We start from the raw sequence: 26,434 nt of genomic DNA on the forward strand, positions 1-26,434 counted from the left end.
GATAGGCGCCGACGGCTTACTCGTCGGCCAGCCGCACTATGCGTGCGAAGTCGGAGACCATGGCCTGCATGTCCACATGAGGCACCTCACCCGGAGCCACCTTGGGGCGGAACATGGCCACCAGCTTGCCCTCGGGGCTGATCAGCACGATCGAGGCCGAGTGGTCGATGAGGTAATCCTTGCGCTCGCTCTCCACGATGGAATAGACGAGGCCAAGGTTGCGCACCAGGGGGAAGAGGGCAGGGTGGGGGCCGGTCGCCGCCCTGAACTCCGGATGGAAGAAGGCGGTATAGCTCTTGAGGCGGGCGCTGTCATCCCGCTGGGGATCCGCCGAGATGAAGACCACCTGACTGCTGGGCTCGATCTTCTTCAGGTCCGGGTAGATGGAGCGCAGATCCGCCAGGGCGGTCGGACAGACGTCGGGACAATAGGTGTAGCCGATGAACAGGAAGGTCCAGTGCCCTGTCAGATTGGCGGCGGTGAAGGGCTTTCCATCCCCATCCGTGAGGGTGAAGGGGTTGATGTCACGCCCTACCGGATAATAATCCGCCTGCGCAGGCAGGGAGGGTTGGCTCCAGTAATAGGCCGCCATTATGCTGCCGACAAAGAGCAACAACAGCAGGGAAAAACGTGGTTTGATCATATAAAACAAAACCTTGCTAGTTCAACCAGCCGAATGGCGGGGCCAATGAAGGGCTATTGTAACCCGCCAGGCCCCGTTTCTGCCTAGTCCTGAGTCCGGATCCCATGCAGGAAATAGCCCAACAGGGAGGAAACCGCCGCTATCTCCGGGCAATGGCGGGGATAAAGAAAAGCCCCACACCGGGTGGGGCTCACACACTGTTCGGGGGACTAGCTCAGGGTCGCAGTCTGCGCTGCCCTTGGGGGCGCCGTATAGTGGCGCGCAGCGGAATGACCGGGGCCGTCCAGGGGGCATCTGGCAAACCTATGTCGTGGTGGCGGCGGAACAGACGAACCAGGCGGACAATCTTGTCCTTGGGACACCCCAGCCAGATGGTCCAGCCATCGCCCTTGTGATAGACCCAGAGCGCATAAAACCACGTCATCCGACTGCCCTTGATGAATCGGGTGATGGAGGATGCGGGGGTTGCGGTTGCGGCCGGACCCGGATCCCACGGCGAGCTTGAAGCCATACCTGTCCTCCTTGCTCAACAGGCCACGCCGACCAGTGTGACTGCCATCGGGAGGCAGACCAGACACCGTCGCGTACTGACTGTATTGAGTCGTCCTGCTGCCTGACGACTCTCCCTGTCCCGCACCGCCTCAGCTGTGATGCATCCCTGCTACCCATGCTGACCTGGCGGCACACTCAAGGTCATGGCGGTTATCCGGCCATGACACTGCGGGCCTTCTCAAAGGATATATCCGAAATGCACGATGCGTGGCGGTACTGTTTGCGGTGGATCTGGGCGGCGGCAATGACGGGGATCGGGGAGGAAAGGAGATCGGGGAAAACGGCACAAACGAAGGGGCCTCCCGCAGGAGGCCCCTTGGAGTTCGATGGCTACATCCAGTCGGCGTTGCGAATGACCCCGACCGCCAGCCCTTCGATGGTCAGGTGCTGGCTGGAGAGATCCACCTCGATGGGGGAGAGATCCTCGTTCTCCGGCAGCAGCCACACCTGGCTGCCCTTGCGCTGGAAGCGCTTGACGGTGACGTCTTCATCGAGACGCGCCACCACCACCTGGCCGTTGCGCACCTCCTGGGTCTTGTGCACAGCCAGCAGATCCCCATCCATGATGCCGATATTCTTCATGCTCATGCCCTGCACCCGCAACAGGAAGTCTGCCCGCGGGTGGAACAGGGCGGGATCCACCTGATAGTGGCTCTCGATGTGCTCCTGGGCCAGGATGGGCTCGCCGGCCGCGACCTTGCCGATGAGCGGCAGGCCGTTCTCTTCTGGCGCGGCCTCCTCTTCCTCGAGCAGCAGGCGGATGCCGCGGGAGGTGCCGGGCATGATCTCGATGACCCCTTTCTTGGCCAGGGCCTTCAGATGTTCCTCGGCCGCATTGGCCGACTTGAAGCCAAGCTTCTGGGCGATCTCGGCGCGAGTCGGCGGCATGCCGGTCTCGCTCATGTTCGCCTTGATAAGCTCCAGCACTTCAGCCTGGCGGGGGGTAAGGGGTTTCATAGCATTGGCACCTGTCTTTTTATACAGCACACTGGCAGTATATACAGTGCTGTGGCCAAGGCAAGACGTTGCTGATATTTGTCCCCGCCTTGTCGCAAAAATCCCGCGCCTTCTATCCTGAAAAGGCACTCATCCTACCTCTCGGCGACAAGCCGTCGGTGATTTGCTATGCTCACGCCGCATTTTTTTGGAGAGCAGACGCACATGTCCCTTGGACAGAACATTTCCAGAGCCATCCTGCAATGGCCGGTCAGTGGCTTGGTCAATCACAAGAGCCTGCCGGAAAATCCCATCACGGAGCTCAAGCTGGATCCGGCAAGACCCATAGTCTACGCCCTGAAAACCAGCTCGATCACCGACCTGATGACCCTGCAACAGTGCTGCGAGGATCTCGGCCTGCCCGGCCCCTTCACGCCGCTGGAGCTGGGTGGCCAGCTGCTGCCGCGCTACGTCTGTCTGGATCGTCCGCCTCCCCTGTTTGGCACGCGCAACAAGCCGCTGCCCTTCCTGCAGGAGTTCCACCAGCTGCTGGACTTGCACAAGCAGGATCCCGAGCTGGATATCCAGGTGGTGCCCGTCACCCTGTTCTGGGGCCGTGCCCCCGGGCGGGAGGGCGAGGAAGCCTCCGGCTGGAACATCATCAGCAGCCTGGCCCCGAACCGGCTCAAGAAGGCGCTGATCGTGATCCTGAAAGGGCGCGAAAACCTGGTGCGCTTCTCACCGCCGCTCTCATTGCGCCACATGGCGGACAAGCACGGCACCGACGAGGCCATCGCCCACAAGCTGGCGCGGGTCGCTCGTACCCACTTCAGCCGCCAGCAGCTGGCGGCCACAGGTCCCAAGCTGCCTAACCGCAACCTGCTGTTCAAGCAGTTGCTGGAGTCGAGCGTGATCCAGCAGGCCATCGAGGAAGAGGCCAGACGGGAGGGGATCAGCCTCGAAAAAGCCCAGAAACGCGCCCACGGCTACATGGACGAGATCGCCTCCAACTTCTCCTACCGGCTGATCCGGCTCGGGGAGAGCTTCCTCGGCTGGCTGTGGAACAAGCTCTACCGCGGCCTCTCGGTCAACGGTGCCGAGCAGGTGCGCCAGCTCGCCCAGGAAGGGCACGAGATAGTCTACGTCCCCTGCCATCGCAGCCACATGGACTACCTGCTGCTCTCCTACGTCATCTACCACCAGGGCATGGTGCCGCCCCATATCGCAGCGGGCATCAACCTCAACTTCTGGCCGGCGGGCCCCATCTTCCGCCACGGCGGCGCCTTCTTCATCCGCCGCACCTTCAAGGGCAACCCGCTCTACAGCACGGTATTTCGTGAATACCTGAACCTGCTGTTTGCCAAGGGCTACTCGGTGGAGTTCTTCACCGAAGGGGGTCGCTCGCGCACCGGCCGCCTGCTGCCCCCCAAGACCGGCATGCTGGCCATGACCCTGCAGGCCATGATGCGCGGGCTGGACAGGCCGGTGACCCTGGTGCCCGTCTATCTGGGCTACGAGCACGTGATGGAGGTGAACACCTACCACAACGAGCTCAAGGGGAGCCGCAAGGAGAAGGAGAGCTTCCTGCAGGTGCTCGGCATACTGCGCAAGCTGCGCAACTATGGCCGGGGCTTCGTCAACTTCGGCGAGCCGCTGACCCTCAACAGCTACCTCGGCGAGCACGTGCCGCACTGGAAGGAGAGCATTGGCCGGGAGGAGCGCCCGGAATGGATGGCCCCCACCGTCAACCAGCTGGCCGAGCTGCTGATGACGCGGATCAACGATGCCGCCGCCGTCAACGGCCTGACCCTGAGTGCCCTGGCGCTGCTGGCCGCCGAGCGCCACGCCCTGACCCGGGACGAGCTGCAGGCCCAGATCAACACCTATCTGGACCTGCTCAAGCAGGTGCCCTACAGCCCCCAGAGCACCATGCCGGACGAGGATGCCAGGACACTGCTGGATCAGGCCATGGAGCTCAACAAGTTCGAGGTGAGCGAGGACAAGCTGGGGCAGATCATCAGCCTCGATCGCTATCAGGCGATCCTGCTGACCTACTACCGCAACAACATACTCCACCTGTTCGCCCTGCCCTCCCTGGTGGCGGCCCTGATCGAGCGCTGCGAGGGGATCTCCCGCGGCGAGATCGTCGCCCGCTGCATCGACATCTACCCGCTGCTCAAGACAGAGCTGTTCCTGCGCTACGAAGAGGACGAGCTGCCGGAGCTGGTCGATGCCCTGCTGGCCGAGCTGCAACGCCAGCAGCTGATCGAGGCGCGTGACGGCGGCTACTGGGTCAATCCGGGCAACCAGATGCGCCTGCTGCTGCTGGCCGAAAGCATTCAGGAGACGCTGCAACGCTACGCCATAGTGCTGACCCGGGTGCTGGCCCAGCCCCACATAGAGGCGGAGCAGCTGGAGGCGGACGGCCTGATGATGGCGGAGCGCCTCGGCACCCTGCACGGCATCAACGCCCCCGAGTTCTTCGACCAGAAGCTGTTCAGCACCCTGATCCACACCCTGCGCAGCGAGGGCTATCTGGATCCGGGCTGCAAGCCGGATCTCGGCCGCTTCCAGGCCCTGGCCGACAACATAGTGCCGCTGCTGAGCAACAAGATCCGCCGCACCATACAGGCGGGCAACCGGCTCTGACCTCAAGAAGAGCCAGCCACGAGCAACAAAAAGGCCGCATCATGCGGCCTTTTTCATCGACAGGGGCTGCTCACAGGTAGTGGGCGATCACCCCGAGCAGCACCAGGGCTCCCACATAGTTGTTGTTGAGGAAGGCCTGGAAGCAGGCTTCCCGCTGACGCTCCCGGATCAGCCGCTGCTGATAGACGAACAGCGCCGCCGCCCCCAGCAGACCCCAGTAATAGCCGGACCCCAGCGCCATCAGTTGACCCACCAGCAGCAGAATGAGCAGAGTTGCCAGCTGCAGCACGCCGATGATCCGCTTGTCGTGACGGCCAAACAGGATGGCGCTCGACTTGAGCCCGAGCTTGAGGTCATCGTCCCTGTCCACCATGGCGTACTGGGTATCGTAGGCTATGGTCCACAGCAGGTTGGCGAGAAACAGCAGCCAGGCGACGGGCGGCAGGGCATTGGCCTGGGCCGCATAGGCCATGGGAATGGACCAGGAGAATGCCATCCCGAGCACCAGCTGCGGGATGGGAATGAAACGCTTCATGAAGGGATAGCAGACCGCCAGCAGCAGGCCGGCGAACGACAGGCCTATGGTGAGCGGGTTCAGGGTCAGCACCAGGGCGAACGAGATGAGCGCCAGCACGGCGAACAGGATCAGCACCTCCCGTTCGTCGACCCGGCCCATGGGCAGCGGTCGCCCGGCGGTGCGTTTCACGTGGCCGTCGAAGTTGCGATCCGCATAGTCATTGATGACGCAGCCCGCCGAGCGCATCAGGAAGACCCCCACCACGAACACGGTCAGGATCCAGGGATCCGGCAGGCCGCCCGCCGCGAGACAGAGCGCCCACAGGGTCGGCCACAGCAGCAAGAGGGTGCCGATGGGCTTGTCGATGCGGGCCAACTGCACATAGGCCAGTCCCCGCTCCTTGGTTAACAGCTTCACTCCAGCTCCTTATGCGATGGCAGCGAATGAGACGATAGCGAGGGCAGGAAGAGTTCGTGGACCAGCAAGGGCCACTGCCCCAGATAGAGACGGGAGCGGCGCCCCCAGACGGTGGCGGCCTGGCACCAGGGATTGCTCGCGATCTCGAAGCAGGCCAGTTGCAGGTGATCGCGCCGTGCCGGTGCATCACCGAAGATACGCTCCCCCAATGGCTGCTCCCCCAGATCCTGCAGGCCGCTCCCTTGCAGCGCCGCCTCGGCAAACAGGGTCCAGCCCAGAATGGCCGGCCCGGCGTCACCGTGCAGGATCACCTCGCGGCAGATCCCCACGGGATCCGCAACGGCCACCAGCGTCTGCTCGTCCGCTCCCAGCGACACGCTGCGATTGCCGAGCAGTTGCACCGAGAGGTGACTATTGTAACGCCGCAGGCGCCGGGTCATGGAGTCGGCCTCCAGCAACCAGGGGCGCAGTGCCTCGGGGGGGTCACACTCTGCGGGTGCCCGCCAGGGGACGAGCTGGATGAGGGGAACAGTCAACTCGGACTTCACAGCTTCACCATCCGGAGATTTCCGTTGTCAGGTTAAAATCCCGTTTATTATCCGTAAATCAATGGCGAATTGTAAGAACATCCGTGCTTGACGGCCCCGATGGCAGCATCAAAAATGGGGCATACGTCGCTGCCGAGCCATCTAGATGAAGATCTTCAGAATTCTGCTGGTGTTATCCCTGGGTTGTACCCTGTTGAATACCCACGCCTTCGCCAACGAGGAAGCGGCCGCCGATCCGGCCTCCGCCGCCGTCCAGCCGGGATTCGCCTATCACGCGCTGGATCCGGACATCATCACCAACTACCTCGGCGACGGCAAAACCCTGGGCTATGTGCGGGTGACGGTGGAGCTGATGGCCGAAAACGCCGCCGATCTCAAGTTGCTGGAGCAGCACGATCCCCTGATCCGCGACGCCATCATCCGCCTGATTGGCAGCAAGACGGGCGCCCAGATCAAGTCGCTGGTGAGCCGGGAAGATCTGCGCAAGGAGTGCGAGGCCAAGGTCAACGAACTGCTGGTCAGAGAGACCGGCAAGAAGGCGGTACGCGAGCTCATCTTCACCAAGTATCTTTATCAGTAATGAACCGCGAGCAGGTGCCGACCGGCAGCCTGCTCTCCCTACCGCTCCCATTCACTGTCGAGGAAGTCATCGTCATGGGCCACAAGACGCTGTGTGAATGGCGCCGTCACGAGATCCCCGCCGATCTCAAGACACTGCGCAAGATATTGCGCAAACCCAAGTTTGTATGCGGCAAGTGCGCCCGCAGCGCCAATGACAAAGAGTACCTGTGCCAACCGCTGCGACTGAAGGAAAAAGAGGAGTAAGTCCCCGATTGCTCAAGGGTCTGAAGAAGAAAGGGGCACCCTACTGATCGGTCCAGCCATGACGCCCCTGAGCAAACAGTCTGCGGGCCTGGACGTCATTGGGGCAGACGCCGCGGTACTCCTCTCCCGATCGCCCGGCCAGGTAGAGGTGCTCCGGGCGGCAATACCAGGCCAGCCCCTTCTGGCGACCCTGCTCCCACATGGCGACATCCACCTTGGTCCCGCACTGAGTCTGATGGAATGCCACCCGATCGGCGGCGAAACCCAGCTTGCCGTCTCCTTCCCCCACATCGCTCCACACCTTTTCGCAGGGATCGTCCGAGTTGGAGACACAGCCCCCGAGCAGGGTGGCACAGAGCATGATGACGAGTGAGCGCATAATCATCCTTGGGCGTTGTTTGAGTTGTTTATGGCGTATCTGGCCTGACGGGCATCCCTCTTCCCACAGCGCCATTTGAGCAGTTCATTCTAACCAGAGCCTCGCCCGGCCACCAAGGGGCTTGCTGCCGAACGCACAAAAAATCGGGCGGGCCATCAGGCCCGCCCGCATGCGTTACAGGGAATCACTGATCGTCGAGGGGGTCATAGTCCTGCCATCCCTCGTCGTCCAGCTCCTCCAGCTCGTCTTCCCAGGATTCCGGCTCCCACTCATCGTCGAGCTCGAAATCCGGCGTCTGCGTACCCATGCTCATTCTCCTTGGATAGTGCACCGGCCTTCAAAGTCTATCCAGAAAAGTGGGGCTCGCCAGTGGACCCGGTCAGAGCTTGATCAGGGTACGACCCGCAACCCGACCCTGAGTGATGGCCTCGGCGGCCTCCACCACCTGCTCCAGCCCAATCTCGGTCACCGCCTGGGCGAAGAAGCTGGCGGGCAGATCCCGCGCCAGTCGCTGCCAGGCCAGTTGACGACGCGCCAGCGGGCACATCACAGAGTCGACCCCCTGCAAGCGCACGTTGCGCAGTATGAAGGGCATGACGCTGGTGGGCAGATCGAAGCCGCCCGCCAGCCCGCAGGCCGCCACGGCGCCGCCGTAATTCATCTGGGCCAGCAGCTTGGCCAGCACCTGACTGCCGACGGTGTCGACGGCACCGGCCCAAAGCTGTTTCTCCAGCGCCTTGGCGGGCTCCAGCAGTTCGCTGCGCGGCACTATGCGGCTGGCACCCAGCACAGTCAGCATGGCGCCCTGTTCCTCGGGACGGCCGGTCAGGGCCGCAACCTGATAACCCAGCGCCGCCAGCAGTGCGACGGCTGTGGTGCCCACTCCACCGGCGGCACCAGTCACCAGCACCTCACCACTGTCGGGGGTTATGCCCGCCTCTTCCAGCGCCAGCACGCAGAGCATGGCGGTGAGGCCGGCGGTGCCGATGCACATGGCCTGCCGCTCATCCAGCCCGGCCGGCAGCGGCACCAGCCAGTCGGCCTTGACCCGCGCCTGCTCGGCCATGCCGCCCCAGTGTCCTTCCCCCACGCCCCAGCCGGTCAGCACCACCTTGTCACCGCTCTGGTAGCGGCTGTCGGCCGACTCCAGCACTGTGCCGACGAAGTCGATGCCAGGCACCAGCGGCCACTGGCGCACTATCTTGCCCTTGCCGGTGATGGCCAGCCCGTCCTTGTAGTTGAGGGAGCTGTAGCTCACCGCCACCCGCACCTCCCCTTCCGGCAACTGGCTCTCGGCCAGCTGGGTCAGGGTTGCCTTGGTCTTGCCGTCGTGGTTTTCAAGTAACAGAGCCTTGAACATGTGTGCCTCTCTATGGGTTAAGGGGAAACATTCACTCGATCTCGTCATCGGCGATCACGCCCGCGACTCTGGCATTAAGCTGCCAACGCAGCAATGCCGGATAAGCCTGCATCCGCTGCCGCTGCGCCTCATCGATCGGCTGTACGGCCTCACCCAGATACCAACACTCTCCCGAGACCCAGGGATACCTGACGGGATTGCCGGTCAGGGGATAGGCGCCATTTGCATCAATCCAGACCGTCTCGTTGTAGCCAAACGCCCGCGTCGGATCGTCCTGTGGCGCCAGCAAATTGCGTCCACCGAGCGCCTGATAGGGCATGTCCGAGAGGCTGAAGGCGTAAAGCGTCGGGAAGATATCCTTGTGGGAGCCTGGGCGCGCCGACTCAAAACGCCAGGGTACCCGATCCAGAATGGCTTCCGGCACATAGAGATAGAAAGGCACCGCCCGATCGAGCATCTGCTCGGCGGGATAGTAAGCCTTAACCCTGCGCATCTGGTGATCGCCGCTGGCGGCGATCAGCGTGTGGGTGCCGAGCGCAGATTTTTTGATATCGGCCACGAAACGCCCCAAGGCATCCGCCGCATATTGGTAGGTGCGCAAGATATTGAGCTGATCGATCTGGCCATCTTCGGCGTGACGTCGCACCCCGTCGGTCACGGCCACCGGCTGCGGCACATAATGGGGCGGTACCACATAAGGCGGGTGATTGGTCACGGTCAAAATACTGATAAAGAGCGGCTGTTTCGCCTCTTTGAGCAACTTCTCAGCTAGCTGATAGGCATATTCGTCAGGCACACCCCAATCCGTCATTTCCTTGAGCGACTCCGGATACATCTCCATCAGGGCATTCTGGTCATATAACGCATCAACCCCCTGCACCGGTAAATAATTGACCAGATTGCGCCACATCATATTACCCGGCGAGATGAAGATAACGCGATAACCCGCCTGTTTATAAATAGAGAATGGTGTACCAGTCAGCACCTTGGACTGTGCCGAAGAGTGGCTAAGGTTCTCCATGGGGCTATGGAAAAACAGCGCAGCCAGAGAAGGAGCGGTGCCATTCCCCTCCGACACAAAACGCTTGAATACAAAATCATGACGAAACGGCTCGCGCAAACTACCCAAGAGATCATTTTTACTCGGCTCATCCAACGCCAGCATATTGCTGCCAAAACTCTCCATCAGGCTCATCACCACATGGGGCTTATTGTCCGCCAACCAGGTATTGACCGGCGTTCGCCCAGTCAATGAGTCGAGCCCCGTGGCACCGAGTAGTTTTATTTCCTCTGCGGCATCGACTTTCTCGAAAAAAATATCGGCCTGATGATCTTTAATAGCCCAGTTAATGGCCATCAAGCCATTAGGGGTCAATTTGTTGAGCACCGTCATATCCGAGACCTGAGCGTTACCACGACGAAGAGGGAAAGTCCCCACGCTGCCGCGAGCGGCAATAGCGACCAGAATGACAGAGAGAACCAATACCCCCCAGAACAACGCATCCGGCCAAGGCTGCAGCGTCATGGATCGGACACGATAACTGAACCAGACAGGAGGGAGTGCCAACAGGATAGCGGCGCCCCCCCCTTTAATAACCGGATAGTCTTGCCACAAATTAGCCAACACGGCGCGTGTATCATCGTCAACCAGACCAAAGGCGAACACATCGATATGGTTGTGATAGGTCTGGTAATAGAAGTAATTGCCGATTGCGACGCTGGCCACAATAAATGCTGTCGCCCCAAACCACAGCGGCAAACTGCGCGACAGATATCCCCAGCCCTTGCTCCAACCGGCAAGCCCCAACCCGAGCAACAGGAAAGGCGCGACCGTCATCCCCGCGATACGCAGGTCGTAGCGCACACCAATATGCCACATGCGTAAAATATCCGCCTGTTTAGCTACCAATTGGGCTGGCTCGATAAACACATTAGACATGATCAAGCGAGCCCCACATAGAATCGCAACTAACCAAAATAGCTGGAAGAATGTGGCTCGAAGTAACTGTCTGATCCTGATTTGATACATGGCTTCATTTATAAATAGTGAATTGAACTCGCTTTTCAATATAAAAATTTCTCGTTTGTTGCAAACCAAATCTCAACATACACCATCAAAATAAACATTTTTATTTTTTGCAAATACCATTCCTAACTTTCACTATACCTGCTTTTATTTTATTTTCAAATATTACGCGGCTATCGGGAGAACCTTTTCTTTCTTTATGATAAAGATGTACTAGCACGGCACGGCCTATAACCGTCTTATTAAGAACATTCACTTTGTTTAGCCTCCATTCGAGATCTGTTTCCTCCATGCCATATCCGATAAAATCATTATCAAAACCATTCACAGCTAAAAGATCGGTACGCCATGCGGCCATATTCGCACCCAAAGCCCCTCGTTTTTTTCTGCTCATTATAATCGAAATTAATAGTGGGAATCTTATGCCAAACTCAGCTCTTTTAAGTCTCCCCATTACTCCATTAATCATCAGAAATAGGTTTGAATTCACAGCGGTTGCTGCTAAGTCACCAAAAACAAATTTATCTGTTAAGTCTTTTTTTAGATCTACCCTACGCCCGACTACAAGCCTTCCTTTTTCAGCATAACGCCTGTGATCGGCAATAAAATATTTCATTGGAATGCAATCACTATCTGTCATAATGATATATTCAGCGTCTGATTCTGATATCGCTTTATTCATAATCGCTGAACGGCGAAATCCATTATCTTCATGCCAAACATGTTTTATTAATAGTCCCTTCTTTTTATACAGAGCACACACATCTTCAACCTCTGCTGTTGAACCATCATCAGCCACTGTAATACAAAAATCTTTGTCTGTTTGTTCTAAATAGCCATCAAGCACTATCGACAATGTGACGGGATTGTTGTATGCAGACATGATTACTTCTATTTTCATAAGTTCACCAGTAATTTCAGATATCACTTTCATAACCCTTAAAGCTAACAGCTGTCATTATAAACGAAATGCACATAACAAAAAATGTAATACCTGAATTATGACTTATAAATGCTTGACTAAGGCTGTAGTCAATCAACGTCAATGCTACAACAGCCAGCATAATTGGAAGAAGAGAATCGTCTTCATGATGTTTATAACATATAAATAATGGGTAGAGGTACAACATTAATAATGTCAACAATCCAATCACCCCTCGCCTAGCCATCTCATCTAAAAATTGATTGTGCGCATGGAAATTAAAACTATATATGAAGTTAGATATTTTACCAGACGCCAATTGTTCTGTATGTGCCTGCCGCACGCCATTATTTCCCCAACCAAAGAGGGGCTTCTGTTGAAAGGCATTGAGGGCGCTATACCAAAGTTGAAGGCGAATGCCCAGCGAGGTGTTTTTATTTCCTCCATCGATAAATTGCGCGATATCGCTATGAGCGACACGGATACGTTCTGAGACGCCGGTTTGTGGTATCGCGACAATCGCTAATAAACCTAACCCAAAAACTGCTGCGACTATTTTATCTATCCGGCAGAGATTGCCTCTGAAGTGATTAACGATGGTTAGTATAATTAGCGGCAACAAGACCCAACCACCACGAGTACCTGACAGAAAGCTCCCAAGCATTCCCATGGCACAAGCAAACAGCATAAACATGGCTATTTTAACATTACCCTTTGATTTATACCAAAAATAGCCACACAGACAGAGTAAGCCCAGCGTCATGCTGATGTTACCAGCCTGGATCGGCATGATATCACCAAATGCTCTTTCCATTCCCAGATAAAACTTATCGTAGATTGCAATGGAGCCAGCAATACAAGCCCCCACTGCAACCCCAAAAATCAGGCTAACGAGACGAGCAGGATACCGAGAGAGCAAAGGTAAGGTAATCGCCACCATTAGTACACGACTGGGACGGTCAAATTCACGTAACTTGCCCCCATCCAGCCATATAGAGAGTCCTTGTACAAAAACGTAAGCGAAAAAAATCAATGCCAAAATTTTTACTTCCCTTGGCATACTCCCCCAATAAGATGGCCGCCAAAAAACTGTTAGACTCGCTAGCAGTAATATCGCAGGCCCGTAGGAATACCCACTGGGAATGGCTAATGTTAATGCGCCAAATAAAAATGCGGACACCTGAACTAGGTTATGAAGGATATTTATACGCAATGGCAAAATAATAGGGCTAGCCAATGTCATGAAAGTGTATTCCTAGGAAATGTCATCTTTGCCGATAGTGCTCACATAATGCATCCAGATGCTGGGACATATCAAATTCTTGCTCGGCCCGCTCGCGAGCCAACTTCCCCAGGCGGTCACTTAATTCAGGATCTCGCAGCAGTACCTTGATCTGCTCGGCGATAGCTTGCGGCTGCAATGGATCGGCCAACAGCCCCACGCCACCTAACACTTCTGGCACTGCGCCGGTGGAAGCGCCGACGATGGGTTTGCCAGCAGCCATCGCCTCGATCACAGTGAGGCCGAAGGCCTCGTTGTGAGAAGGGATCACCACCACATCCATAGCCTGCAACATGCGAGCTGTATCTCGCCGGAAGCCAGAAAAATGCACCGCACCACCGAGTTGCCGCTGGGCAATGTCACACTCCAGCTCGGCGACGAAGGACTCATCCGCCCCCTCCGCGGCAACCTTCCCCCCCACCAGCAGTAGTTGGAGATCGGCAAAATCGGCGCGCAGCAGCGCGAAGGCGTCGAGCAATTCACGCTGGCCTTTGCCGGGGCTGATGCGTCCAACCATGCCAATCAGGAGGCCATCAACAATACCCAGTTCACCGCGAATAAGGGCTGGCTCTTCCTTGCAATAGGTCAACTCGGTGCCCAGCCACAGCCGCTGAATACGCTCGGCGGGAAGTGGCAAGGCGGCGCGATTGCGCCTAAGTGTCTCGTCGCTGATGGAGAGCACCCTATCGACCTTGCCGTAGATCCAGCGATGCAGTGGATCCTTCTTCGGCCGTTTCGAGCCCATATGTTCGGTGTAAATGAGGCGAAACGAGAAAAAGGTGCCAAGTAGTGCGGCCAACAGCAGATCGCTGGACTTGTGGCAGTGCACGAGCTGGATACCGGTTTGCTTCATCCAGCGCAGCAACGCAGGCAGGCGCAAGATGGCCTGACTGCGCGATGGGACCTCAATCACCTCGAAGCCCGCTGCCTTCATGTCGGCGGCGACCCGGCTGCCCGTCAGTGCCAGCCCGAACAGGTGCCAACCTCGTTCGATCAGCTCCTTACCAACACGGATGGGGTACATCTCCAGCCCCCCCCAACCCTGGGAGAGGCAGATTTGCAATGCGCTGCCCGGCGCTATCGTCTCCACCGGATCAAGCCCGGTTCAACCAGGCCATGTAATCGGCCACGCCTTCGGCGACAGTCTTGAACTCGCCGTCATAACCGACGCCACGCAAGCGGGTCAGATCGGCCTGGGTGAAGCTCTGATAGCGACCCTTGAGGTGATCCGGGAAGGGGATGTACTCGATGGCGCCTTGCTGGTGATGCTTGATCACGGCCTCGGCCACGTTCTGGAACGGCTCGGCACGGCCGGTACCACAGTTGAAGATGCCGGAGTGCTGCGGGTTCTGCCAGAACCAGAGGTTCACCTTGCAGACGTCGTCCACATAGATGAAGTCGCGCATCTGGCCGCCGTCCGGGAAGCCGTCACAGCCCTCGAACAGCTTGGGATTGTCCCCCTGCTTCACCTGGTTGTTGAGGTGGAAGGCGACGGAGGCCATGGAACCCTTGTGCTGTTCGCGCGGACCGTAGACGTTGAAGTACTTCAGGCCCACCACCTGGGAGTCGATCTCCGGCAACCAGCGGCGCACGTATTGATCGAACAGCTGCTTGGAGTAGCCATAGACGTTGAGGGGCTGCTCGAACCTGGGATCTTCGATGAAGTTGTCGTTGCGACCGCCATAGGTCGCGGCGGAGGAGGCATAGATGAAGGGAATTTCCCGCTCGATGCAGTAGTGGAACAGATCCTTGGAGTACTCGTAGTTGACCTCCATGATGAACTTGCCGTTCCACTCGGTGGTGGCGGAGCAGGCACCTTCGTGGAAGATCACCTCGATGCCGCCATCCCACTCTTCAAACTCGTCACCGGAGACGATCCGCGCCTGGAACTCGTCCTTGTCCATGTAGTCGGCGATGGTGAGATCGACCAGGTTGACGAACTTGGTGCCGTCGGTCAGGTCGTCGATGACCACGATATCGGTCCGTCCTTGAGCGTTCAGCTGCTTGACCAGATTGCTGCCGATAAAGCCAGCACCGCCAGTTACTACGATCATGGAGTTTGCCTCGCGTACGTTGATGGCCCCGTGTGACTGCCTGTTAAAGCTGTGTATAGTGGGCCAATTTGAAATTGCCGAAAAGTTTATCACGGGCCGCCAGGGGATTCGACCTCGGTGCACAGGGCCCGGCAGAGGGATCAGCGATGAAGACCAGAGACAGGATCATTCACAGCGCCACCGAGCTGTTCAACGATCAGGGTGAACGCAACATCACCACCAACCACATTGCCGCCCATCTCGGCATCAGCCCGGGCAACCTCTATTACCACTTCCGTAATAAAGAAGACATCATCCACTCCATCTTCGATCAGTACGCCCGCCACCTGAGCGAGAGCTTCACGCCGGCCCGCAGCCACGAGATCAAGCTGGAAGATCTGATGGGTTATCTGGATGCCATCTTCTATCTGATGTGGCAGTTCCGCTTCTTCTACGCCAACCTGCCGGACATCCTGAGTCGCGACGAACCCTTGCAGCACAAGTACCTCAAGGCCCAGGAGCAGCTGCGCGCCGCCGTGGAGGCGCTGCTCAGGAGCCTGCGCGAGGGGGGCATCATAGACGTCAGCGACGAGGACCTGCCGGATCTGGGCCAGACCATCAAGATGGTCGTCACCTGCTGGATCCCCTTCCAGATTGCCCAGGCGCCCCATACCCGCATCACCAAGCCCTTGCTTTATCAGGGGGTCTTGCGGGTGCTCTTCCTGCTGCGCCCCTATGTCCAGCCCCAGGTGATCGCCCAGATCCGCCAACTGGAGCAGCACTACCACCAACTGGCCCAACCAGCAGGGTGAGATCTGTTTCACAATTGTTGAATATCAGCATAATAATTTGAATTGGTGCGCAACGATTGCAGTAAAATGTTGCCCATTCCAGGGTCTGTCGACGTTTCGTCACGACCGCGACGACGTCACTCCGTGCACCTCGCACGGCCCAAGATCCTGATAACACAGTCGACACAGTCAATGAGGACCGAGGATGTCTAACGGATTCTATCGTCACCTGGCCGAACAGCTCGAACAGGTCAAGGCGGAAGGGCTATACAAGCAGGAACGCATCATCACCTCGGCTCAGCAGGCCCAGATTGCGGTGGGCGGCGAGCAGGTTCTGAACTTCTGTGCCAACAACTACCTGGGGCTGGCCAACCACCCGGATCTGATCGCCGCCGCCCATCAGGGGCTCGACAGCCACGGCTTCGGCATGGCCTCGGTGCGCTTCATCTGCGGCACCCAGGATCAGCACAAGGCGCTGGAGCAGAAGCTGTCCGCCTTCCTCGGCACCGAGGACAGCATCCTCTACTCCTCCTGTTTCGATGCCAACGGCGGCCTGTTCGAAACCCTGTTCGGTGCCGAAGACGCCATCATTTCCGATGCCCTCAACCATGCCTCCATCATCGACGGCGTGCGACTGTGCAAGGCCAGGCGTTATCGCTATGCCAACAACGACATGGCCGAGCTGGAAGCCCAGCTCAAGCAGGCCAATGCCGACGGCGCCCGCTTCAAGCTGATCGCCACCGACGGCGTCTTCTCCATGGACGGTGTCATCGCCGACCTCAAATCCATCTGCGATCTGGCCGACAAATACGATGCCCTGGTGATGGTGGATGACTCCCACGCGGTGGGCTTCATCGGCGAGAACGGCCGTGGCACCCACGAATACTGCGACGTGCTGGAGCGGGTCGACATCATCACAGGCACCCTGGGCAAGGCGCTCGGCGGCGCCTCCGGCGGCTACACCTCCGGCAAGAAAGAGGTGATCGACTGGCTACGTCAGCGCTCCCGTCCCTACCTCTTCTCCAACTCCCTGGCCCCCTCCATCGTCTCGGCCACCATCAAGGTGATCGACATGCTGGCCGACGGCCACGCCCTGCGTGCCCAGTTGAAAGAGAACAGCGAGTACTTCCGCACCCGGATGAGTGCCGCCGGCTTCACCCTGGCCGGTGCCGATCACGCCATCATTCCGGTCATGCTGGGGGATGCCAAGCTGGCCGCCGAGATGGCGAGCCGCATGCTGGCCGCCGGCATCTACGTGGTGGGCTTCTCCTTCCCCGTGGTGCCCAAGGGCCAGGCCCGCATCCGTACCCAGATGTCCGCCGCCCATACCCGCGAGCAGCTGGACAAGGCCATCGATGCCTTCATCCGCATCGGCCGCGAGCTCGGTGTGATTTGATCACATGGCTAGCTGATTAAAACGGGGGCCAAGGTTGGGCCCCATTTTATTACCCTCTGTACCCGGCACTGCGCCGTGAGGAATCTGTCATGAAAGCACTCTCCAAACTCAAATCCGAAGTCGGCATCTGGATGACGGACGTCCCGGCTCCCGAGCTCGGCCACAACGATCTGCTGATCAAGATCCGCAAGACCGCCATCTGCGGCACCGACATGCACATCTACAACTGGGACGAGTGGGCCCAGAAGACCATACCCGTGCCCATGGTGGTCGGTCACGAGTATGTGGGAGAGGTGGTCGCCGTCGGCCAGGAAGTGCGCGGCTTCGCCATCGGCGATCGCGTCTCCGGCGAAGGCCACATCACCTGCGGCCACTGCCGCAACTGCCGCGCCGGTCGCACCCACCTGTGCCGCAACACCATAGGGGTCGGCGTCAACCGCCCGGGCTCCTTCGCCGAATACCTGGTGATCCCGGCCTTCAACGCCTTCAAGCTGCCGGACAACATCCCCGATGAGCTGGCCGCCATCTTCGACCCGTTCGGTAACGCCGTACATACCGCCCTCTCCTTCGATCTGGTGGGTGAAGACGTGCTCATCACCGGCGCCGGCCCCATCGGCATCATGGCTGCCGCCGTCTGCCGCCATGTGGGTGCCCGTCACGTGGTGATCACCGACGTCAACGAATACCGGCTGGAGCTGGCCCGCAAGATGGGCGCCACCCGCGCCGTCAACGTGGCCAAGGAGAAGCTCTCCGACGTGATGGCCGAGCTCGGCATGACCGAAGGCTTCGATGTGGGGCTGGAGATGTCCGGCGTTCCCAGCGCCTTCCAGGACATGATCGACAAGATGAACCACGGCGGCAAGATTGCCATGCTCGGCATTCCCCCCTCCACCATGGCCATCGACTGGAACAAGGTGATCTTCAAGGGACTGTTTATCAAAGGGATCTATGGCCGCGAGATGTTCGAGACCTGGTACAAGATGGCCAGCCTCATCCAGTCTGGCCTGGATCTCAGCCCCATCATCACCCATCACTTCCACATCGATGACTTCCAGCAGGGCTTCGAAGCCATGGGGTCAGGCAAGTCCGGCAAGGTGATCCTGAACTGGGATTGAGAAGCCCGGACAACGGCTTGTGGATGTCATGTGCGAAGGCCCGGCACCGGGATCCTGAGTGGCGACAAGTCAGCCTTTTTCACGGCTGATTGCAAAAACCCGGCGAAAGCCGGGTTTCTTTTTGCTCTTGCCTTGCCTGCTACCCCTGCCGCCGCAGAAACTTTGTTCGCAGATTGCTTAACACTTCACACACAAGCGTTTAAATGCCTGTAACTATTCGGTTATAATCCCGTCGTTTTCTAGGGATAATAAGAGCCTGCTGGGAGTACATGAGCGTGTTGAAAAAACTGAGCTATTTGCTGGCTGCCGGGATGGCGGCTGCCACCCTGTCCGGCGCCGTCTTTGCCGCCGATGAGATGTCGACGGAAGCCATCGCCGAGCGCATAGCCCCGGTCGGCCAGGTATACACCGCCAAGGATCTGGAGGGCATTGCGACGGCCGCTGCCGCCCCTGCGGCCGCCTCGTCCGATCCCCGTGATGGCGAGACAGTGTTCAAGGGTGCCTGCTTTGCCTGCCATGATACCGGCGTGGCCGGCGCGCCCAAGCGCGGGGACAAGGCCGCCTGGGAACCACGCATCGCCCAGGGGTTCGACACCCTGCGCAAGCATGCCATCGAAGGCTTCACCGGCAAGGCTGGCATGATGCCGGCACGGGGCACCTGCGCGGCCTGTAGTGACGAAGAGATCGAAAACGCCATTCACTACATGATCGACAAGCTCTAAGTGGTTGAAAGGGCTCCTATTGCAGCCCTTTCAATCCAATCACTTCCGACTACGCTTGTAGGTGAGTTTATTCGGGAGTATTGCATGTCAGTCCAGCCCCTCACACCGCCAGATCCCCCCTCCTTGCTGGCGGTCGTTTCTTCCATCATGGATTTCCCCGCGCCCGGCATCGCCTCCCCTGAGGACTACGCCAGACTGGTAGAGCAGCTGGGCAGACTCTGCCCCCTGCAGCACTTTGCCATGCTGGGGCTGGCCGATGGAGGCCTGCACTGGTTGTATGAACATCAACTGCCCGAGGCGTTCAAGCATCAGTTGGGGCGTGCAGAGCCCCGCCTCACCGAACAGCTCACCCGGCTCGATGAACACCAGGGATGGTGCGTGCAGGCGGTGGAGCACTATGAGGTGCAATGGCTGCTGGCCCGCGCGGCTCCCGAACAGACCCCGACCCTGAGACTGCTGCTGGAGTGTCTGGCCAAGCGCCTGCACGAAACCCAGGCCGGCACCCAGCTGGCGGGGCAGGCTTCCCCCCTCATTCAACGGGACCCCCAATGGCAGCAGAAGATTGAAAAAATCAGCCGTATCATGCGGTTGGCCCATAATCTGCCGCAACATGCCCTGTTTTCCCAGCTGGAGGCCGTGCTGTGCCAGATGCTGGCCGTCAATGACATGCTGCTGGTCCGCCTCGACAACCAGCGGCTGGAGAAACTCTATCCGACGCGGCTCGCCTACGATGATGACGTCATCAGGGCCCTGTGCCACAGCACCAACAGCGTAGAGCGCAGCGAGGCCGGGTTGTTCTGGTACAGCCTGCCGCTGCGCCAGCAGCAACAGTATTTCGCCCACCTCATCATCAATACGACCCAGCCCCTGGAAGCCGATGACAGGCTGTTCCTCGACTTTCTGCGCCACCAGTTGACCCTGCTGCTTGAGCTCACGAGAGTCAGGCAGCAGCTGGATGAACTCAACTCGGAGGAGTCCATCAACCAGCGGCTCCAGCAGCTGCGCCAGACCAACCTGCGGTTGCAGAAACGACTCAGGCATCATCAGGAGCTGGAGCGGCGACTCCAGTTCAATGCGCTGCACGACCCGCTGACCCAGTTGCCGAACCGGGCCCTGCTGATGAACCACCTCCATCACGCCATGACCCGTTACCGCCGTTACCAGACGGCCGGCTTCACCCTGATCTTCGCCGACGTGGATCACTTCAAGCAGGTCAACGACGCCCTGGGCCACAGTGCCGGCGACCAGCTGCTGCAGGATCTGGCCAAGCGTCTGCAGAGCTGCATCCGGCAAAATGACATGGTGGCCAGGCTGGGGGGCGACGAGTTCGTCATCTATCTGGACAACAGTCAGCAGGAGGAGGACGTCAGCCCCGTACTCAACCGCATTCTCGGCCGCATCGCCCACCCGTTCCGGCTACAGGGCAATGAGCTGACCGTTACCGTCAGCCTGGGGGTCGCCAGCGTGTCGGAGCAGACCACGGATATCAGCGAGTTGCTGCACCAGGCCGATCTCGCCATGTACCAGGCCAAGCGCAATGGCCGCAGTCGCATCGTCATGTACTCCGACGCCTGCATGGAGCACTCAGGCTCGCCGGAGGAGCGGCTGTTCAGGGCCTTGCGCGAAGGCAGGATAGTGCCCTACTTCCAGCCGGTGATCAGGCTGAAAGAGAGCCGCCTGGTGGGGCTGGAGGTAATGGCGCGCTGGATCACGGAGGAGGGAGAACTGAAGGATGCCTTCGACTTCATTCCACTGGCCGAGCAGTGCGGCCTCATTCAGGATCTGGATCGCCAGATCCTCAGGCGCACCTGCCAGCAGTTGAAGAGCTGGCTGCAGCTCTCGGGCGGCGGCCGCTTCAAGATAGCGCTCAACCTGTCCGGCAAGCACCTGGCCAGCCGCGAGCAGATCATGGCGCTGGTCCACATCATGGAGGAGGAGGGGGTGATACCCGGCTACTTCATCTTCGAATTCAACGAGCGAGAGCTCTCCAGGCAGAGTGCCGACTCACTCACCTCACTCCATGAACTAAGGGCCAAGGGGATCCAGATCAGCCTCGACGACTTCGGGACCGGCTTCTCCTCCCTCAATGCTCTGTTCCACTTCCCGGTGGACTACATCAAGGTGGATGACAGCTTCACCCATCGTATGCTGAACTCCCCCAAGGACTTGGCGCTGATCCGCGCCATGCGGGACATCTGCCAGGATCTCGACTTCACCCTGGTGGTCGAAGGGATCGAGAACCAGCAGCAGTTGCAGAAGCTGATCGAGCTGGGCTGCGCCCTGGGACAGGGGCGCCACATCTCCCCGCCTCTGCCAGGATCCGACATCATACCGCTGCTCGCAGAGCCCCCGGCCTAGCCTTCCCTCAATCCTTCTTGAACAGGGCCCTCAGGTTGGCGACGCCGACCTGTCCCTTCTGCTGACGCTCCTCGGCCGTCACCTTCTTCTGGTTCTCCCACTCCAGATCGTCCTGGGGCAGCTCCAGCAGGAAGCGGCTCGGCTCGGGGCGCACCGACTCGCCATACTGACGCCGCTCCTTGCAGAGGGTGAAAGTCAGTTCGGTCTGGGCCCGGGTGATGCCCACGTAGGCGAGACGGCGCTCCTCCTCCACGTTGTCCTCGTCGATGCTGGTCTGGTGGGGCAGCAAGCCCTCCTCCATTCCCACCATGTAGACATAGGGGAACTCCAGCCCCTTGGAGGCGTGCAGTGTCATCAGCTGCACCTGATCCGCATCATCCTCCCCCTCGTTGCGCTCCATCATGTCCCGCAGGGTGAGGCGAGTAACCACCTGGGCGAGCGTCATGGCCTCTTCCAGCTCGTCCCCCTCCAGCATCTCGGTGATCCAGCGATAGAGGGTGGAGACGTTCTGCATCCTCATCTCGGCCGCCTTCGGGCTGGGGGAGGTCTCGTAGAGCCACTCCTCGTAGTGGATCTCCTTGATCATGTCCCGCACCGCCTCCACCGGGTTGCCCCGCAGCGCCTGATCGCCGAGCCGCACCAGCCAGTTGGTGAAGGCCTGCAGGGCCACGAGGCCACGGCCGGAGAGGTGCTGCTCCAGCCCCAGCTCGAAGCTGGCGGCAAACAGGCTCTTGCCGCGCTGGTTGGCGTATTGGCCAAGTTTTTCGAGGGTGGTGGGACCGATCTCCCGGCGCGGCAGGTTGACCACCCGCAGAAAGGCGGTGTCTTCGTCCGGATTCACCAGCAGCTTGAGGTAGGCCATGATGTCCTTGATCTCGGTGCGGGAGAAAAACGAGGTACCGCCGGAGATACGATAAGGAATCCGGTTGGTCATCAGCGCCTTCTCGAAGATGCGCGACTGATGGTTGCCCCGGTAGAGGATGGCGTAATCCTTGAACCGGGTGCGGTTCATGAACTTGTGGCCCATCATCTCGGCGGCGATCCGCTCCGCCTCGTGCTCCTCGTTCTTGGCGAACAGCACCTTGACCGGCACCCCGTAGTCGAGCTCGGAGAAGAGCGCCTTGTCGAACACATGGGGGTTATTGGCGATCAGTATGTTGGCGCACTTGAGAATGCGCCCCTTGGAGCGGTAGTTCTGCTCCAGCTTGATCAGCTTGAGGCTGGGGAAATCTTCGCTCAGCAACACCAGATTCTGCGGCTTGGCACCGCGCCAGGAGTAGATCGACTGGTCATCATCCCCTACCACGGTAAAACGGGCCCGCTCACCGACGATCTGCTTCACCAGCTCGTACTGGCTGGTGTTGGTGTCCTGATACTCATCGACCAGCAGGTAACGGATCTTGTTCTGCCAGCGCTCGCGCACCTCCTGATTGCTCTTGAGCAGCAAGGTGGGCATCACGATAAGGTCGTCAAAATCCAGCGCGTTATAGGCCACCATCTGGCGGTGATAGCGCTCATAGAGCTGGGCCATCAGCACCTCTTCCGGCCCCTGGGCGATACGCATGGCACGCGCCGGCAGTATGAGGTCGTTCTTCCAGTTGGAGATCTGGCTGACGAGGGCCGAGAGCTTGTCCTTGTCGTTGTCGAGCTCCGCCTCCGTCAATTCTTTCAGCAGCGCCAGCTGGTCGGTGTCGTCGAACAGGGAGAAGTTCGCCTTGAGATTCAGGCTCTTGTGCTCGCGACGTATGATGTCGAGCCCCAGGGTGTGGAAGGTGGAGACCATGAGCCCCCGCGCCTCCTTGCGGCCCAGGGTCTGGCCGACCCGCTCCTTCATCTCCCGCGCCGCCTTGTTGGTAAAGGTGACAGCGGCGATGTTGCGGGCGTTATAGCCGCACTGCTGCACCAGATAGGCGATCTTGTTGGTGATGACGCGGGTCTTGCCCGATCCGGCACCCGCCAGCACCAGGCAAGGGCCGGAGACAAACTTGACCGCTTCGTTCTGATTGGGGTTGAGCTTCATGGGCCGGATCTCTTGGCTTATGATGAGGGGCGGCATTGTAACAGAGATCCCGCGGGCAGCCGAAACCGGACACAGGATCCCGCCACTTCGCCTTGTGTTTGCCCGTCATTTTCCGGATCATGGCCGACTTTTCCAGAGGAGATGAGGGGAGCATGAATCAGCAACAGCACGCCCAATTGCGTAGCCAGTTTCCGGCCCTGGCGCAGGAGGTGAACGGCCACCCTCTGATCTATCTGGATAACGCCGCCACCACCCAGAAGCCGCAGGCGGTGCTGGACGCCATCGCTCACTACTATCGGGCCGACAACGCCAATGTGCACCGTGCCGCTCATGCCCTGAGCGGCCGCGCCACCCGCGCCTTCGAGGCAGCCCGCGAGACAGTCGCCCGCTTTATCAATGCGCCCGACAGCCGGGAAGTGATCTGGACCCGCGGCACCACCGAGGCGATCAATCTGGTGGCCCAGAGCTGGGGGATGAGCGAGCTCAAGGCGGGGGACGAAATTATCCTCAGCACCCTGGAGCACCACGCCAATATAGTGCCCTGGCAGCTGATCGCCGAGCGCACCGGCGCTCTTATCCGGGTCATTCCGCTGGATAAGCGCGGGGATCTGGATATGGAGGCTTACCTGGCCATGCTGGGGCCGCGCACCCGGCTGGTGAGCGTGGCCCACGTCTCCAATGCGCTCGGTACCGTCAATCCGATCACCCGGATGGTGGCTGCCGCCAAGGCGGTTGGCGCCCTGACCCTGATCGACGGCGCCCAGGCGGTGGCCCACCTCGAGGTAGATGTGCAGGCCATAGGCTGCGACTTCTACGCCTTCTCCGGTCACAAGCTCTACGGTCCGACCGGTATCGGCGTGCTGTGGGGCCGCACCGAACTATTGGAGCGGATGCCGCCCTGGCAATCGGGGGGCGAGATGATCGACAAGGTCAGCTTCAGTGGTACCACCTTCAATACCCTGCCCTTCAAGTTCGAGGCGGGCACCCCCCATATTGCTGGCGCTATCGGCCTCGCCGCTGCCATCGACTTTGTCAGAGCTCAAGACAGGGCGGCCCTGGTGCGCCACGAACAGGCACTCACCGACCATCTGGTGGCCGGGCTGCGCCAGGTGCCGGGCCTGCGTCTAGTCGGTGAACCCGGCCAACGCGCCGGCGCCGTCTCCTTCCTGCTGGACGACATCCACCCGCAAGATGCCGCCACCCTGCTCGATATGCAGGGCATAGCGCTGCGAGTCGGCCACCACTGCGCCATGCCGCTGATGGAGAGCCTTGGCATCGGCGGCACCCTGCGGGCCTCCATGGCCTGTTACAACAACCAGGACGATGTGGATGCCCTGCTGGTGGCGCTACACAAACTCAGTGACTTCTTCTAAGGCAGACAACCGAATGAGTGATCTCGCAAGCTATACCCTGATTGGCCTTGAGCCCAACGCCGACAGCATTCGCCAGCAGTTTGCCGCCGCCCACGGCTGGGAAAACCAGTACCGGCTCATCATCCAGCTCGGCAAACAGCTACCCGTACTGCCAGGTGAGTGGCAGCAGCAGGAGTATCGACTCAAGGGATGTGAAAGCCAGGCCTGGCTGAAAGGGGAACTGGGGGCGGATGGCAACTGGCACTTTGCCTGCGACTCCGACGCCCGTATCGTGCGCGGCCTCATCGTCATCGTGCTGGCGGCGCTCAACCACCAATCCGCAGAGGTGATTCAGGCCTTTGATATGGAAGCCTATTTCACCGAACTTGGGCTGGAGAAACATTTGAGCCCGTCACGGGGTAACGGGCTCAGAGCAATCGTGCTGGCGATCCGGGATCAGGCGGTCTAACCCGCCTTGTTCAGTGGTCGATCACGCTTCGCTAATCGACCCTGCTTCTTCATTTCCGGCCTCTTTCTCGGCGCGGGCACCCCGCTCGGCAATCTTCTTCAATACCCGGGACGCGGCAACCAGCCCAAAGGTTGCCGTCACCGGCGTCACGGCTCCAAAGCCGGAGGCACAATCCATCTTCATGGTGCCATCGCTGGCCGCCTTGGCCTGGCAGGTGCCGCCATTGCCATCGGGATAGCTCAGCTGCTCCGTTGAGAAGACACACTCCACCCCGAACTTGCGCGCCGGATTCTTGCTGAAGTTGTGCAACCGGCGCAGGTCGGAGCGCACCTTGGCGGCCAGCGGATCCTGAATTGTCTTGGCCAGATCCGCCACTGTGATTTGGGTCGGATCCATCTGCCCGCCTGCGCCGCCCGCGACTATCACCGGGATCTTGTTGCGCTTGCAGAAGGCAATCAGCGCCACCTTGGCTTTGACCGAATCGATGGCATCCACCACATAGTCAAACTCCCGCTTGATATGCTCGGCCAGGTTGTCGGCGGTGACGAAGTCATCCACCTCGATCACCTCACAGTCGGGGTTGATGGCGCGGATGCGCTCGGCCATCACCTCGGTTTTGAGGCGACCAACCGTACCCTGCATGGCGTGGATCTGGCGATTGGTGTTGGTGATGCAGATGTCATCCATGTCGATCAGGGTGATCTGGTTGATGCCGGCACGGGCCAGCGCCTCGGCAGCCCAGGAGCCGACACCGCCTATCCCCACCACGCAGACCTTGGCCTGGCTAAAGGAACGTAAGGCGCTCTGACCATAAAGACGGGCAATGCCCCCGAATCGCTGTAGATATTCTGCTTTCATACCACCACCTTGCTTGAGGGCGGCCATTATAGCGGCAACCACGGTCAGCGGCGATGATCGGGTGATAATGGTGTGGATACGAAGGGGAAATGAATGCTGCGTCGGCATGCTTGAAACGAAAAAAAGCCCAGTCTTTCGACTGGGCTTTCTAAATAGTGGCGGAGCGGACGGGACTCGAACCCGCGACCCCCGGCGTGACAGGCCGGTATTCTAACCGACTGAACTACCGCTCCGCATTCGGTTAGCTTGCGCTAAATCTTCTGC

General features: G+C 59.4%; 25 protein-coding genes and 1 tRNA gene. 10 read left to right on the forward strand and 16 right to left on the reverse strand.

The window, feature by feature from the left end:
* Window positions 1-16 precede the first annotated feature (16 nt).
* The 3 genes from ACB030_RS18405 to lexA form a co-directional block, all read right to left on the reverse strand.
* Complete coding sequence (locus ACB030_RS18405; protein WP_371161827.1) at window positions 17-643, reverse strand: SCO family protein; 627 nt, start codon at window positions 641-643, stop codon at window positions 17-19.
* A gap of 214 nt (window positions 644-857) precedes the next feature.
* The gene (locus ACB030_RS18410) at window positions 858-1,067 is read right to left on the reverse strand and encodes a hypothetical protein (protein WP_234567867.1); all 210 of its coding nucleotides are present in this window, start codon (window positions 1,065-1,067) and stop codon (window positions 858-860) included.
* Between the two features lie 458 nt (window positions 1,068-1,525).
* Window positions 1,526-2,152: a transcriptional repressor LexA gene (lexA, locus tag ACB030_RS18415; protein WP_025325267.1), complete on the reverse strand. Its 627-nt coding sequence runs from the start codon at window positions 2,150-2,152 to the stop codon at window positions 1,526-1,528.
* 204 nt (window positions 2,153-2,356) lie between these two features.
* Between lexA and plsB the strand changes: the two genes are divergently transcribed.
* A complete protein-coding gene (gene plsB / locus ACB030_RS18420) occupies window positions 2,357-4,780 on the forward strand; it encodes a glycerol-3-phosphate 1-O-acyltransferase PlsB (RefSeq protein ID WP_371161830.1) in 2,424 nt (807 codons plus the stop codon).
* A 70-nt stretch (window positions 4,781-4,850) separates the two neighbouring features.
* Here the strand turns inward: plsB and ubiA are convergent, their stop codons facing one another.
* Both ubiA and ACB030_RS18430 read right to left on the reverse strand, forming a co-directional pair.
* Window positions 4,851-5,714 (reverse strand): 4-hydroxybenzoate octaprenyltransferase, encoded by an 864-nt coding sequence (gene ubiA / locus ACB030_RS18425; RefSeq protein ID WP_043132628.1) that lies wholly within the window; start codon window positions 5,712-5,714, stop codon window positions 4,851-4,853.
* A complete protein-coding gene (locus ACB030_RS18430) occupies window positions 5,711-6,262 on the reverse strand; it encodes a chorismate lyase (RefSeq protein ID WP_139437788.1) in 552 nt (183 codons plus the stop codon). The genes ubiA and ACB030_RS18430 overlap by 4 nt, the downstream gene beginning before the upstream one ends.
* A 145-nt stretch (window positions 6,263-6,407) precedes the next feature.
* On the opposite strand from ACB030_RS18430, the gene ACB030_RS18435 reads away from it, so the two are divergent.
* Together ACB030_RS18435 and ACB030_RS18440 are read left to right on the forward strand one after the other, a co-directional pair.
* On the forward strand, window positions 6,408-6,842 hold the full coding sequence (locus tag ACB030_RS18435; protein ID WP_371161833.1) for a flagellar basal body-associated protein FliL: 435 nt from the start codon (window positions 6,408-6,410) through the stop codon (window positions 6,840-6,842).
* The gene (locus ACB030_RS18440) at window positions 6,842-7,087 is read left to right on the forward strand and encodes a hypothetical protein (RefSeq protein WP_371161863.1); all 246 of its coding nucleotides are present in this window, start codon (window positions 6,842-6,844) and stop codon (window positions 7,085-7,087) included. Before ACB030_RS18435 ends, ACB030_RS18440 begins: the two co-directional genes overlap by 1 nt.
* Window positions 7,088-7,127: 40 nt before the next feature.
* On the opposite strand, the gene ACB030_RS18445 is transcribed toward ACB030_RS18440, so the two are convergent.
* The 8 genes from ACB030_RS18445 to rfaD all read right to left on the reverse strand — a co-directional run bounded on the left by ACB030_RS18445 (window position 7,128) and on the right by rfaD (window position 15,110).
* On the reverse strand, window positions 7,128-7,472 hold the full coding sequence (locus tag ACB030_RS18445) for a DUF2799 domain-containing protein (RefSeq protein ID WP_371161835.1): 345 nt from the start codon (window positions 7,470-7,472) through the stop codon (window positions 7,128-7,130).
* A gap of 178 nt (window positions 7,473-7,650) precedes the next feature.
* On the reverse strand, window positions 7,651-7,773 hold the full coding sequence (locus ACB030_RS18450; RefSeq protein WP_080675028.1) for a hypothetical protein: 123 nt from the start codon (window positions 7,771-7,773) through the stop codon (window positions 7,651-7,653).
* 72 nt (window positions 7,774-7,845) lie between these two features.
* A complete protein-coding gene (locus ACB030_RS18455) occupies window positions 7,846-8,826 on the reverse strand; it encodes an MDR family oxidoreductase (protein WP_371161837.1) in 981 nt (326 codons plus the stop codon).
* 31 nt (window positions 8,827-8,857) lie between these two features.
* Window positions 8,858-10,894: an LTA synthase family protein gene (locus ACB030_RS18460; protein WP_371161839.1), complete on the reverse strand. Its 2,037-nt coding sequence runs from the start codon at window positions 10,892-10,894 to the stop codon at window positions 8,858-8,860.
* A 61-nt stretch (window positions 10,895-10,955) separates the two neighbouring features.
* Window positions 10,956-11,753: a glycosyltransferase gene (locus ACB030_RS18465; protein WP_371161841.1), complete on the reverse strand. Its 798-nt coding sequence runs from the start codon at window positions 11,751-11,753 to the stop codon at window positions 10,956-10,958.
* A 16-nt stretch (window positions 11,754-11,769) separates the two neighbouring features.
* The gene (locus ACB030_RS18470; protein ID WP_371161843.1) at window positions 11,770-13,017 is read right to left on the reverse strand and encodes an O-antigen ligase family protein; all 1,248 of its coding nucleotides are present in this window, start codon (window positions 13,015-13,017) and stop codon (window positions 11,770-11,772) included.
* Between the two features lie 22 nt (window positions 13,018-13,039).
* A complete protein-coding gene (locus ACB030_RS18475) occupies window positions 13,040-14,146 on the reverse strand; it encodes a glycosyltransferase family 4 protein (RefSeq protein WP_371161845.1) in 1,107 nt (368 codons plus the stop codon).
* 4 nt (window positions 14,147-14,150) lie between these two features.
* Window positions 14,151-15,110, reverse strand: coding sequence for an ADP-glyceromanno-heptose 6-epimerase (rfaD, locus tag ACB030_RS18480; RefSeq protein WP_247627773.1), 960 nt, complete (start codon window positions 15,108-15,110; stop codon window positions 14,151-14,153).
* Window positions 15,111-15,256: 146 nt separating this feature from the next.
* Between rfaD and ACB030_RS18485 the strand changes: the two genes are divergently transcribed.
* From ACB030_RS18485 to ACB030_RS18505, 5 genes are all read left to right on the forward strand, one after another.
* Window positions 15,257-15,901, forward strand: a complete 645-nt coding sequence (locus tag ACB030_RS18485) for a TetR/AcrR family transcriptional regulator (protein ID WP_025325250.1) — start codon at window positions 15,257-15,259, stop codon at window positions 15,899-15,901.
* A 184-nt stretch (window positions 15,902-16,085) separates the two neighbouring features.
* Window positions 16,086-17,276 carry a glycine C-acetyltransferase gene (locus ACB030_RS18490; RefSeq protein WP_371161847.1) on the forward strand — a complete coding sequence of 397 codons (1,191 nt, stop codon included), beginning with the start codon at window positions 16,086-16,088 and terminating at the stop codon, window positions 17,274-17,276.
* A gap of 89 nt (window positions 17,277-17,365) precedes the next feature.
* A complete protein-coding gene (gene tdh / locus ACB030_RS18495) occupies window positions 17,366-18,391 on the forward strand; it encodes an L-threonine 3-dehydrogenase (RefSeq protein ID WP_371161849.1) in 1,026 nt (341 codons plus the stop codon).
* A gap of 269 nt (window positions 18,392-18,660) precedes the next feature.
* A complete protein-coding gene (locus ACB030_RS18500; RefSeq protein WP_371161851.1) occupies window positions 18,661-19,113 on the forward strand; it encodes a cytochrome c5 family protein in 453 nt (150 codons plus the stop codon).
* Window positions 19,114-19,197: 84 nt separating this feature from the next.
* Entirely contained in the window at window positions 19,198-21,471 is a 2,274-nt protein-coding gene (locus ACB030_RS18505; protein WP_371161853.1) for a putative bifunctional diguanylate cyclase/phosphodiesterase, read from the forward strand.
* Between the two features lie 7 nt (window positions 21,472-21,478).
* Here the strand turns inward: ACB030_RS18505 and rep are convergent, their stop codons facing one another.
* Window positions 21,479-23,491, reverse strand: a complete 2,013-nt coding sequence (gene rep / locus ACB030_RS18510) for a DNA helicase Rep (RefSeq protein ID WP_371161855.1) — start codon at window positions 23,489-23,491, stop codon at window positions 21,479-21,481.
* Between the two features lie 152 nt (window positions 23,492-23,643).
* Between rep and ACB030_RS18515 the strand changes: the two genes are divergently transcribed.
* Both ACB030_RS18515 and ACB030_RS18520 read left to right on the forward strand, forming a co-directional pair.
* Complete coding sequence (locus tag ACB030_RS18515; RefSeq protein ID WP_371161857.1) at window positions 23,644-24,864, forward strand: cysteine desulfurase; 1,221 nt, start codon at window positions 23,644-23,646, stop codon at window positions 24,862-24,864.
* Window positions 24,865-24,877: 13 nt separating this feature from the next.
* Window positions 24,878-25,312 (forward strand): SufE family protein, encoded by a 435-nt coding sequence (locus tag ACB030_RS18520; protein WP_371161859.1) that lies wholly within the window; start codon window positions 24,878-24,880, stop codon window positions 25,310-25,312.
* A gap of 21 nt (window positions 25,313-25,333) precedes the next feature.
* Here the strand turns inward: ACB030_RS18520 and tcdA are convergent, their stop codons facing one another.
* Together tcdA and ACB030_RS18530 are read right to left on the reverse strand one after the other, a co-directional pair.
* Window positions 25,334-26,170 carry a tRNA cyclic N6-threonylcarbamoyladenosine(37) synthase TcdA gene (gene tcdA / locus ACB030_RS18525; RefSeq protein ID WP_371161861.1) on the reverse strand — a complete coding sequence of 279 codons (837 nt, stop codon included), beginning with the start codon at window positions 26,168-26,170 and terminating at the stop codon, window positions 25,334-25,336.
* A gap of 156 nt (window positions 26,171-26,326) precedes the next feature.
* Window positions 26,327-26,403, reverse strand: a tRNA-Asp gene (locus ACB030_RS18530).
* Between the last annotated feature and the right edge of the window lie 31 nt (window positions 26,404-26,434).

It is taken from the genome of Aeromonas sp. S16(2024), assembly GCF_041403065.1.
GTDB lineage: Bacteria > Pseudomonadota > Gammaproteobacteria > Enterobacterales > Aeromonadaceae > Aeromonas.

Coding starts and splice junctions, on each gene's coding strand:
- ACB030_RS18500 (WP_371161851.1), top strand. CDS start 18,661: ATGAGCGTGTTGAAAAAACTGAGCTATTTGCTGGCTGCCGGGATGGCG.
- rfaD (WP_247627773.1), bottom strand. CDS start 15,110: ATGATCGTAGTAACTGGCGGTGCTGGCTTTATCGGCAGCAATCTGGTC.
- tdh (WP_371161849.1), top strand. CDS start 17,366: ATGAAAGCACTCTCCAAACTCAAATCCGAAGTCGGCATCTGGATGACG.
- ACB030_RS18405 (WP_371161827.1), bottom strand. CDS start 643: ATGATCAAACCACGTTTTTCCCTGCTGTTGTTGCTCTTTGTCGGCAGC.
- ACB030_RS18455 (WP_371161837.1), bottom strand. CDS start 8,826: ATGTTCAAGGCTCTGTTACTTGAAAACCACGACGGCAAGACCAAGGCA.
- ACB030_RS18485 (WP_025325250.1), top strand. CDS start 15,257: ATGAAGACCAGAGACAGGATCATTCACAGCGCCACCGAGCTGTTCAAC.
- ACB030_RS18465 (WP_371161841.1), bottom strand. CDS start 11,753: ATGAAAATAGAAGTAATCATGTCTGCATACAACAATCCCGTCACATTG.
- plsB (WP_371161830.1), top strand. CDS start 2,357: ATGTCCCTTGGACAGAACATTTCCAGAGCCATCCTGCAATGGCCGGTC.
- ACB030_RS18490 (WP_371161847.1), top strand. CDS start 16,086: ATGTCTAACGGATTCTATCGTCACCTGGCCGAACAGCTCGAACAGGTC.
- ACB030_RS18470 (WP_371161843.1), bottom strand. CDS start 13,017: ATGACATTGGCTAGCCCTATTATTTTGCCATTGCGTATAAATATCCTT.
- ACB030_RS18445 (WP_371161835.1), bottom strand. CDS start 7,472: ATGATTATGCGCTCACTCGTCATCATGCTCTGTGCCACCCTGCTCGGG.
- ACB030_RS18440 (WP_371161863.1), top strand. CDS start 6,842: ATGAACCGCGAGCAGGTGCCGACCGGCAGCCTGCTCTCCCTACCGCTC.
- rep (WP_371161855.1), bottom strand. CDS start 23,491: ATGAAGCTCAACCCCAATCAGAACGAAGCGGTCAAGTTTGTCTCCGGC.
- ACB030_RS18450 (WP_080675028.1), bottom strand. CDS start 7,773: ATGGGTACGCAGACGCCGGATTTCGAGCTCGACGATGAGTGGGAGCCG.
- ACB030_RS18410 (WP_234567867.1), bottom strand. CDS start 1,067: ATGACGTGGTTTTATGCGCTCTGGGTCTATCACAAGGGCGATGGCTGG.
- ACB030_RS18520 (WP_371161859.1), top strand. CDS start 24,878: ATGAGTGATCTCGCAAGCTATACCCTGATTGGCCTTGAGCCCAACGCC.
- ACB030_RS18515 (WP_371161857.1), top strand. CDS start 23,644: ATGAATCAGCAACAGCACGCCCAATTGCGTAGCCAGTTTCCGGCCCTG.
- tcdA (WP_371161861.1), bottom strand. CDS start 26,170: ATGAAAGCAGAATATCTACAGCGATTCGGGGGCATTGCCCGTCTTTAT.
- ACB030_RS18435 (WP_371161833.1), top strand. CDS start 6,408: ATGAAGATCTTCAGAATTCTGCTGGTGTTATCCCTGGGTTGTACCCTG.
- lexA (WP_025325267.1), bottom strand. CDS start 2,152: ATGAAACCCCTTACCCCCCGCCAGGCTGAAGTGCTGGAGCTTATCAAG.
- ACB030_RS18505 (WP_371161853.1), top strand. CDS start 19,198: ATGTCAGTCCAGCCCCTCACACCGCCAGATCCCCCCTCCTTGCTGGCG.